The 9,646-nt window shown below is 42.1% G+C and carries 11 protein-coding genes and 3 pseudogenes; 1 reads left to right on the top strand and 13 read right to left on the bottom strand.

Going from position 1 to position 9,646, the window contains the following annotated elements; genetic code table 11:
• Positions 1–120: 120 nt before the first annotated feature.
• Complete coding sequence (locus HP459_RS18140) at positions 121–576, top strand: hypothetical protein (protein ID WP_171936591.1); 456 nt, start codon at positions 121–123, stop codon at positions 574–576.
• Between the two features lie 144 nt (positions 577–720).
• Here HP459_RS18140 and HP459_RS23575 read toward each other — a convergent pair.
• The 13 genes and pseudogenes from HP459_RS23575 to HP459_RS18080 form a co-directional block, all read right to left on the bottom strand.
• Positions 721–1,101: pseudogene (locus tag HP459_RS23575) on the bottom strand (hypothetical protein).
• Between the two features lie 446 nt (positions 1,102–1,547).
• Positions 1,548–1,868, bottom strand: a complete 321-nt coding sequence (locus tag HP459_RS18135; protein WP_251850887.1) for an SMI1/KNR4 family protein — start codon at positions 1,866–1,868, stop codon at positions 1,548–1,550.
• A gap of 154 nt (positions 1,869–2,022) precedes the next feature.
• Positions 2,023–2,076 carry an HNH endonuclease gene (locus tag HP459_RS23775; RefSeq protein ID WP_261387178.1) on the bottom strand — a complete coding sequence of 18 codons (54 nt, stop codon included), beginning with the start codon at positions 2,074–2,076 and terminating at the stop codon, positions 2,023–2,025.
• A gap of 386 nt (positions 2,077–2,462) precedes the next feature.
• Complete coding sequence (locus HP459_RS18125) at positions 2,463–2,894, bottom strand: SMI1/KNR4 family protein (RefSeq protein WP_146877086.1); 432 nt, start codon at positions 2,892–2,894, stop codon at positions 2,463–2,465.
• A gap of 246 nt (positions 2,895–3,140) precedes the next feature.
• A pseudogene (locus tag HP459_RS23400) lies at positions 3,141–3,614 on the bottom strand (RHS repeat-associated core domain-containing protein); the annotation flags it as partial.
• A gap of 269 nt (positions 3,615–3,883) precedes the next feature.
• Positions 3,884–4,036 (bottom strand): hypothetical protein, encoded by a 153-nt coding sequence (locus HP459_RS23570; RefSeq protein ID WP_200484736.1) that lies wholly within the window; start codon positions 4,034–4,036, stop codon positions 3,884–3,886.
• Between the two features lie 224 nt (positions 4,037–4,260).
• Complete coding sequence (locus tag HP459_RS18105; RefSeq protein WP_171936590.1) at positions 4,261–4,539, bottom strand: hypothetical protein; 279 nt, start codon at positions 4,537–4,539, stop codon at positions 4,261–4,263.
• Between the two features lie 348 nt (positions 4,540–4,887).
• Positions 4,888–5,316: a hypothetical protein gene (locus HP459_RS18100; protein ID WP_253939652.1), complete on the bottom strand. Its 429-nt coding sequence runs from the start codon at positions 5,314–5,316 to the stop codon at positions 4,888–4,890.
• A gap of 123 nt (positions 5,317–5,439) precedes the next feature.
• Positions 5,440–5,622, bottom strand: coding sequence for a hypothetical protein (locus tag HP459_RS23565; RefSeq protein ID WP_261387177.1), 183 nt, complete (start codon positions 5,620–5,622; stop codon positions 5,440–5,442).
• A gap of 65 nt (positions 5,623–5,687) precedes the next feature.
• The gene (locus HP459_RS23560) at positions 5,688–5,939 is read right to left on the bottom strand and encodes an SMI1/KNR4 family protein (protein ID WP_253939651.1); all 252 of its coding nucleotides are present in this window, start codon (positions 5,937–5,939) and stop codon (positions 5,688–5,690) included.
• 109 nt (positions 5,940–6,048) lie between these two features.
• Positions 6,049–6,486 carry a hypothetical protein gene (locus HP459_RS18090; RefSeq protein WP_171936589.1) on the bottom strand — a complete coding sequence of 146 codons (438 nt, stop codon included), beginning with the start codon at positions 6,484–6,486 and terminating at the stop codon, positions 6,049–6,051.
• Between the two features lie 6 nt (positions 6,487–6,492).
• A pseudogene (locus HP459_RS18085) lies at positions 6,493–8,226 on the bottom strand (RHS repeat-associated core domain-containing protein); the annotation flags it as partial.
• Between the two features lie 478 nt (positions 8,227–8,704).
• Positions 8,705–9,319 carry a hypothetical protein gene (locus HP459_RS18080; protein WP_171936588.1) on the bottom strand — a complete coding sequence of 205 codons (615 nt, stop codon included), beginning with the start codon at positions 9,317–9,319 and terminating at the stop codon, positions 8,705–8,707.
• Positions 9,320–9,646: the final 327 nt, after the last annotated feature.

Genomic DNA, 9,646 nt, shown 5'->3' with positions numbered 1-9,646 from the left:
GGGCATCACTTTTCATCCCTTCTTCACGGTCGTAAAGTGCCTGCGTTGCGGCACATCCGTAACCGGGCGTAGGAACCCGTTAGCATAACATGACACTTTTCTGCACAACGAGGATGCTAAATGGCTACTACACCTAACTTTTCTTATGCGCTCTCTGAAGAAAGCGCTGTTCATCAGCTCATCAACGCTTCAATTTCCGATTTTGCGGATCTTTTCGAGCTGGCTGATACCTGCGCCGCGTATGTCAGCGTGCTGGTGGAAACTGACGACACAGTGACGTTTACCACGCTCTGTGAGCGATTGCTGGCTGCGTTGAAGCGGCTGCGTGAGTGCTGTGACTCGGAGCTTCCGTCGTATCTGTTTGAGCAATTGATTGCAGGGGAAAAGATGACCTCCTGCGTGCCGGACTGCTGGCAGGAAACGGTGTTGCAGGTGGATTATGCCGTGGCGTTAACGCTGGCGGTGATGGGCGGGACACTGCCTGCGAGCGTGGCGAAAGAACTCACCGGATTGCTGCATGATATGGTTTGGCTGTTGGCGGAGTTTGTGAAGGAGCCGTATATTTCGGCGCACTGAGGCGGATGATGGGTACCGAAATGCTGATGGGGGCGAAACAGAGTTTCGGCGCTGAAATGATTCATTACTTTTGAAAATTATAAGGTCAGGAGCCGGGAAAAAGTTTGATAACTGAATAGAAAAACACTCTTCTTATTAAAATAATTAGCCCCTGGCAGTACGTTGGATTACTATTTCGTTCACATAATGCTCAATCAAAATACGGTACTCTCGATTAAATTTTGAAATAAATTCCTGAAGCTGCTCTTGCGTTGTATGAAGAGTATTAAAAACAAGCTCATCAAAGTTATGTTGAGTTATGCGGTCATGCCCCTTCAGCGTTGAACGCTGGAGCAAGGTATGTGCCGTCACTTCGAGAACGGCTCGCCGGTAATGAACGGACAACAAGACATCCAAATCGACCTAACAAATAACAAACTCGAAATTAAAGCTGAGGAATCCCGACTCGACAGGTAATGAATAGATTAGTCTATCATCTAACTTATCAACATAAGGTTCGTAGCCGTCTCCCATCAATCGTAGCATTTAGCCCTTTCTCCTTTCGTCATCAATCCGAATCTATATAATCAAATCCATTAAACATCAAAATGCTATAGCTTCCCAATTGGATTCAGGCACAGAAGGCATATTATAATGTGCAAGTCCCCGGATGTTAACATTCATTTATATCTAAGCTGAACTTTATGCTTTCGCTCCATATTTGCATAAATAATAAATTTAATGGTTACCAAACAGTCTTAATAAATCCAGCACATGCCGGATTATAAGCCCTTCAATTTTTTAATAAATGACTAATGTTAATCATCTTTGTCTGATTCTCAATCTTACCTTTGAACATGAACAACTTCACTGTTGAGAATCTTGCAAACTTCCTCTGGATTTTCAAGTAAGCAATTCTTGTATAAATTCTGAGAACGAATCAGCGACCAACTTAACCTCTTTATCGTCCATCTGAAAAAGAAATATCTTTCCTAATGAATCATCAGATTTGAGGGATAATAGAAATAGTTCCCGCCGTCATCATAGGCAAAGGGAACCATATTTCTCAACTCGCCAAACGACGCAACAAGATCACGATTGAGTTGCTCAATCGGCAGGTCACCATATTTTATAGGGTTAAAACCACCAAGCATAAAAGGTTTACTATTTTCATTATTATGAAGATACCCGCCATTATTTTTAAGATAAAAATCAAGAAATGACGCGGGAAGATGATGATCAAAGTACGCATTGAATGCGTTTAATTCGTCTAAAGTCAGTTTATTTGCTGAATCAGTAAGATACTTTAGCATTTTCCTCCAACGGATCTGCGGGCACGGTTTCTAGCTGGATTAGTATAGGCATTTCCAGTGGCAGCCTTGTACTGACTAACGCCACCAGTATCGAAATTTCCTGATGAGCACTTTGTTTAACCAATTGCATAGTCCCTTTGTTAGTTTCAGGATTCTAATCATCAAGATGGTGCCAGACATAACCACTTGGCGTCGTTTTTGATTCAATCCGGCCTCAATATTTGCAGCATGGGAATCTTGCAAATAATCTGCGGTATATTCAATAGAGATAACAAGATTAATGCCAGCTTTTTTATACAAGACATTACTTCCCGAATAATCCAGCCCGCCAGTAGGGGTTTGAACAATACCACTGTATCCATACTCATTAAGCTTGGCGATTGAATAAACGGTAAGACCTTGCGGATCAATCCACCCCAACGGATTAGGCGCTTACGGATAAAGGTTCCACCCGCCATTCAACCCAATCGGATCCTGCAAAATAAACCGCACTACCTGCGGGTCGCAGCAGTAACATTCAACTTAATAGGTAAAACAAGTCGGAAAATTATAAACATTTCCCGGCGTTTTGTTCGAATAACTAAAATAAAGTTATTAAACGTAAGCAAGCAACCGTTTCTTGAGATACTCTATAAAATTATCAGCATAAGGTTGAACACTCTCCCCTAATGATACATATATTTTTTCCATTTCATTTGCATCAAAAAAGAACTCTTCGCCAAAATCCGTATTCGATACAACAACTCTTCCATTTTTTAAATTATCATTTGCTATAGTATTTTGATATACTATATCTCCACCTACTGCCTCATCAAAAGGCAGGCCGTAAATACTATATATTTCCTCACCACAGATATCTCCGCCACCGTAATTGTTTAAAAACCACTTATAGCTAGCAGGAAAAGTCACTGATAATGCTTTTTCGGCAGCATCGATCCAGTCACTTCCTGGAGAATCTTCAGACGTTCCCATGTTAATTAAATCAGAATATTTATCAAAAAGCTCTACTAATTCTTCTCTGTTCATAGGAAATCACTCGCTCTATTTGTCCGATATTGGAATATTTCTGGATTACAATAGATTCACCGTTTGAACACTAGAAAGTGTGTTCTCATGTCTTTAAAAGTAAATGATCTTCTCCTAAAACAGATTTCCCGCTTCGATCTTTTAAAGTACTAGCTCAACTTTTGATGGTTGCTGGCTCATTGGTATTCCGGCATCAATTTTCGCTGCCCTAAAGGCTGCATTTCTCGATTTAAATTTTGTACTACAGCTACTGACACCCAACGGATCAATTCCCCCCCACCAGATTCGGCGCATACTGATAACGATTCCACCCACCATTCAACCCAATTCGGATCATGCACAATAAACCTCCCGACCTGCGGGTCGTAGTAGCGGAACAGGTTATAATGCAGCCCGGTTTCACCGTCAGCGTACTGCCCGGCATAGCGCAGCGGCTGGTGTGCCATCGCCGTGCGGTTCACAACCCGTGAGAATCCTTAGCTCTGATGGCGCATCTCGCCAAAGCTGCCGTACTGGCCGCTCCAGCGCACCGCGCCGCGCTTGTCGGTCACTTCCAGCGGCGCGCCGTTCAGGTCGGTGTTGAACCAGTAAATGTCACAGCGGCTTTGGTCATGAAGATGATCCCCTGTGCCTGCGGGATCCAGGTTTCATTCAGGTCGTAAATATATAAGTACAGCACAGCCCGGCATCATGCAGAAGGCGGTAGTCCTGCCACAGGAATGGGTCTACCCGATCGGATAGACATAATTAAATTTTATAAAAATGCTGTTTCGCCACTACTAATTTTCTTCACTTCAAGCCCTTTAAATTTAATGCCAATTCCATGATCCTCATCTAAATTGGTCGAGAACATGAACCCAAATTCATTGTCCTCATCTGGAGAAAGATAAACTTTCAGCAAAATCAAGTTTTTTGCATCCGCACCATAGATACGCTTGCTATATGCCTGAGTTTCAGTTGCTATTTTCTCGGAAAAATATTTCTGTATCTTAATAAGAAATTCGATCTCTTTTTTTCATTTTTTCATCGGCCGAATCAAATTCAAGGTTTATGCACTGGACAAGAGAAGGACCAAATACTGATAAGATTAAATCGACTGAAACACCTTCATCATCTACATAAAAATCCAGTTCAAGTGACATTATCCCCCCTATTTTTTTGGATTCAAAGAGTTGGCTGTTTTCTTAGTTTTAAGAGACTCATACTTAACCCCGTGATATTTTTTCGAATTGACTTATAGAACCTCAATGCAGGAAAGACACAACGAAGTGCAGCAATTTTGACTCAAATGGAGCATTAATCATCTGCGGATTAAAAGAAGAGCCGGTAAGGATTATTTACCAACCGGCCACTTACAATACAGAAGTTACTTTCTTGAGAATGGAAAAAGGCATTCCCTAAAAGAACTTTCCTTTACTTCACTTTGAAATTCTCGACCATTTTCAAGTTCTAACTTATCTAATTTAGCCAAAACAAATCTTTCGTTCTCAGTATGACCATTATTATAAAAATCAATAGATTGTTGCCCTAAATCATCAATCTCTAGTAGTTTAGAGAAAATAGAGTTAATCAGAGGACTGCCTGCGTACATGACAGATTCGGTTTCCTCACAGGAAAATTTTAAATACATAATCACTTTTTTCAAGATGACTACCTCACCTTGACTTAAAGTCAATTTTTTTCTTGGTTATCAGCCACACCTATCTCCTCTAGAATTTATTTCCTGCTGATTAGCTTTCTACATTTTTCATAAGGCATTTTAGATTAAAAAAATTATGCAGGTCAGCTACAAGCCCCCATTCAGGTAGTGTTGAACCAGTAAATTTCGCCTTTGTTCTGATCAGGAAGATGTTCTACCCACGCCAGCAGGCTTCAAGTTTCGTTTGGATCGTAAATAAATATAAAGCACCTGCTATATTTAGTAACTAAAAAACAAAATCCAGTTAAACTCCATTTGATTAACTGGGTTTAAAAACAATTTAAAACAGTTTACTCATTGAGGTAATTTATCAGGAGCCCAGACTGATCTTTCCCATTTTATATTACCATTTCTTAGAGTGTCCTTTATGAAATCTTCAAAATAGGAATTAAAATAGTCATCAGATGTTATCATTATTTCAAGGCTATAGTTTTCATCGCATAAAAATTCGCTTAGCCTATCCTCTTTATCTATAAGCGTTACAGTAAAACCATCACATTCAGCTTTAGCAATATAACGCCCTTCTTCATCCTCGCAAACTAGTGTTCGTTCAAACACCTGCTCTAACTTTGTAAGCAACTCTTTAAATGATATATCTTCAAGCAATACAAAGCTTAACCATCGTTTATGTATACTCATTTTTTCCCTTAACAAATTCTGAGCCGCTTTTTGTATAATGCCTTTTTCCTCTGCAATGGCACTATTATCAATGGTAAAATACAAGCATATCTGACATTGTTTTTATCACTATTTATCTATTTACTAACATCTAAATGTAAAAAAATAAGCCATAATCATAGGCTGTTTATGGTTTATTTTTGAAATATCATAAATCAACAGTTACATTCATCCTGCATCAAGGGAAGTCTTACAAATTCTCTTGTGAAATTCAGTAAAGCTATTAGTAATTTTATAGATATTGCCGCACTCATTTTGCTCAGCGAGCTCATACTCTTGGAGATCATCCTCTGCATGTAGATGTGTTTTGTCCCAATAATACACACCTTGGTTTTCACTGCCATTTAATATTAGGTAAAAGTTACCGCCAGGATCATCGCAAATAATTAACTTATCATCAATGAAATCAAGTTCACTTAAAAATTATCATTTTGACGAAAAATGTCGTGATTAGGTTTTTTCATATTCATTCCAAAAAGGGCATAAAAGGCGATAACCCCTTCATCGACACCTTCATACTCCAACTCACAGAAATCCGGAGATTTTACAACAAAGCCATTTTTCAACCTGAGGAATTCTTTATAATCTTCAGGCAAACTGATTTTGAATTTCGCCTCCAAAATTTTAATACCATCTTTATTTGCAGGCTTACCGCATGAAATAGGCATAAGCTTTCCTTACTAAGGTCATGACTTCTTGATCTTAGATACTCCACACTATGGAAAAATTGTCTGTGGTAATAAAAGCCGGAACTTAATGGTTTCCGGCATATTTCATTCATTTATCTAAATCAAAAAACCATTCAATGAAAGAATTAAAGTCTACCCATTGAGGCTTTAATTCCCCCTGTAGGAACTTAGTTAAAGCATCCCCTACATTGATAAATAAAACCTCTCCAGTTTTTTTGTTATAAAAATACCCACCCTCGTTTTGAAAACCATCCAAGGGAATATACTCGTTTGGTATTTTTAATATTTCATGTGTTCTCTTAAGATCAAGTTGGTATGAGGAATTTATAACAAACCAGCAGATCTGATAAATTTCATGATTCCTGCTATGAAAAGTAGCCCCATCCTCAACGTGCAAATAAAATTGAGCAAAATCAGAAGAAAGGTCAATACCTAAAGAAAGCAAAGCATCACTATACTCTTGAGTGATATCATCATACCACCAACCTCGAGATTGACTCATTAACTTTATTTTTTCAGATAACATAATCTCTCACCCACATTTAGTTTTTGCTCGACTGTTTAATTCTGCTTGTGCTCGCCCCCTCCAATATGCTTCACGATCCAGATTAAATAAATCTCTGTTTACAGGATTAATTGGGTGAGCATTTGGTAAATAAGGATGGAGAGCATTTGTTCCATAATATGTCTGATGCGTATTCGATGAAAGCTCAAATAAAGATCCTAGCCCATTTTGTTTAGAATGGTGAATATTTATTTGTGAATAGGCTCCATTTTCCACAACAAAAGGTGATTTACCTTCCAAAGCTAAATCTAAATTTGTTTTTACTCCTCCCCTCGTGTTGACAGGTAAGTCCCAGTCTATTGATTGCTGGTAAACGGTATGAGTACTACCTGAAGGAGCATTAAAAATTGATGGGGTAAAGAACCCTTTCAATCCTAACGGGTCGATCCATATTAGAGAATTCGGCGCATACTGATATAGGTTCCACCCGCCATTCAGCCCAATCGGATCCTGCACAATAAACCGCCCGACCTGCGGGTCGTAGTAGCGGAACAGGTTATAGTGCAGCCCCGTTTCACCGTCAGCGTACTGCCCGGCATAGCGCAGCGGCTGGTGTGCCGTCGCCGTGCGATTCACAACCCGTGAGAACCCTTCGCTCTGATGGCGCACTTCGCCAAAGCTGCCGTACTGGCCGCTCCAGCGCACCGCGCCGCGCTCGTCGGTCACCTCCAGCGGCGCGCCGTTCAGGTCGGTGTTGAACCAGTTAATCTCACCGCTGTTCTGGTCACGGAGATGATCCACCCGTGCCAGCGGGCTCCAGGCCTCATTCGGGTCGTAGATATAGGTGCTGCGCAGCCCGCTCTCCTGCTGCTCCTGCAGCAGACGGTAGCCCTGCCACAGGAAGCGGGTGTCGGTGGTGCCGTGCGTCGTGGTGACGATTTTGCGCGTACGGCGGCCCAGCGCGTCGTAGTGGTAGCGCGCCTCAAACCGCCCTTCCGGCCCGGTTCCGCGGGCGGATACCAGCCGGTTCTCGGCGTCATACACGTAATGCTGCTCATACAGCCCGTTGCGGCGGCTGACCAGGTTGCCCCAGTGGTCGTATTTCATAAACAGCGCCTGCCAGTGCTGCAGGCGGTTATCCGTGACCGGTGCCGCAGCGTTACTGGCGGCGAGGTTATCCGCGGCGTCATAGCTGAACTGCGCGCGGCTGTGCCCCTGTCGGGCCTCGTAGTGCTTCAGCAGACGCCCTTCGGCGTCGTAGCCGTAGTCCACCTCACCGCGCAGGGTGTCGCTGACGCCGGAAAGCTCACCGCGCGCGGTGTAGCGGTACAGGCGTTCCAGTAGCGCCTGCTCCGGCAGGGTCACGTCCGTGCTCAGTTCGCTGCACTGCAGGGTGCGTCTGCCGAGGCTGTCATACTGGCGGAACTGCTCGCGCGCGCCCTGAGTGCGGCGCACCTCGCGGTGCAGGCGGTCGCGGGTGAACTCGGTCACCAGCTGCTGCCCGAAGCGGATGGCGCTGACGTGGCCGGAGCCGTAGTGCAGCCAGGCCAGCTTTTGCCCGCCGGGCAGCGTCAGGCCGGTCAGGTTGCTCAGGGCATCCCATTCGTAGCCCACCTCGCCGTTAATGCCGGACTCGCTCAGCACGCGCCCGGCGGCGTCGTGGCGGTAAGCGATCTCATCGCTTTCGATACCCAGGGCAACGCCTTCGGCCGTCGGCGTGCGGCGGATGCGGGTAATCTGGCCGCTCAGGTCGCGGAAGTAGCGGTTTGCATAAGACAATCATGCTACCGCCACACCCTGATAAATTAAGCTATCTGCACGATACTTATGTTACTTTCTAATAAGTAGGTTAAATAGAAAAAACTTACTCATAGTATCCTGCTTTTTAAGGTCAACTTTGTCGGCATTACCTATTCCAACCGTAAACCTAAATCTCTGCCGGACATACACGCAAGCCCAACTTGCCCCTTCATGAGCAACTGACTCGCAGAGAAGGGATTTGAGACCGGGCGCAGCGTCGCCATGAATATTTCGAACAGCTATATTTTTCTGATGGCGGATAATTATGTTGTGTAGGAGCTATCCAAGTAACATTATCTGGCTAGACATATGGACAAAGGGACTAAGTGTACGCCTATGTAGCACTTCCCCAAAATTAGAATAATAAAAAAGCCGGAAAGATAAAAAGATCTTTCCAGTCCTTTTTATTAATAAGTTAACTAATTTATAAAAAACAACCTTACCATTCTTTCAGATTATCAACTGAATCAAACTCTTGGAAACCAATTCCATTTTCTTTGCAATATTCAACGGCTTTATCCCATATGTTACCATCAAAAACAATTACACTCCCTCCAGCGACAGGAGTAAAAAACCAGTAAAAAAGAAATTGGTAACCTTCCTTTATTAAAGAATTTATTACACTTACATCAACACCACCATAATCATCATAAAGATTAAGTAGTTCAGGTTTGTCAGGTAAAATCTCTTCAGGCAATCCTTTATTAGTTCTTAACTTATTTTTCAGAAGCATCTTGCGATACTCCTCCAGTTGTTTATTCACTTGTTCATTATTGTTGCCATAAAAATAAAGCCCATTTCTACTTATGGCTGAGCAAGCATCAAGACTTTGTCCCTCTTTATTAAAACACATAAGATTTGTAAATAAAGAGGACAAAAGCCCCTTCGATTTTTCAGTTAAAAAATCATAAGGACCATATCCATTACTACCTATATTATATTGATAGCAAATACAATAAGCCTCCGATGATAAATCAGTTTTAAAATGACCTGATCGAACTATCCATTCGGAAATAGGAAATTTAATTAATTGCTCAGGCATATTATTTACCATGTAAAAATCACCTCATTACCTTTAGGGTTAATCACATGCACATGACCATTAGAATGATGCTCAGACATACCAGTTTGACTGGCATCCGGGTGGCCGTCGGGATGCTCAAACCAATGATTTTTCTAATTAGGATTACGCCTACCTGGTAGCAGATAAACCTAAAGAAGCTTTTACCAAAAAGCTAAAGGGATAAAATTTTAACTCAGCGCTAGATATTATTAAAGCATCACGACCGTAAATCATACCATATTTTTTTCTCGTGCCTTTACATTCATGTCAACGATATCCCGTCGTGTTTATCGAATTACAAAATTAACCAGTTGAAAC

It is taken from the genome of Enterobacter sp. CM29 (assembly GCF_013179605.1).
GTDB lineage: Bacteria > Pseudomonadota > Gammaproteobacteria > Enterobacterales > Enterobacteriaceae > Enterobacter > Enterobacter intestinihominis.
The sequence above is the reverse complement of the archived record's forward strand: the minus strand, read 5'-3'. Positions and strand labels throughout refer to the sequence as shown.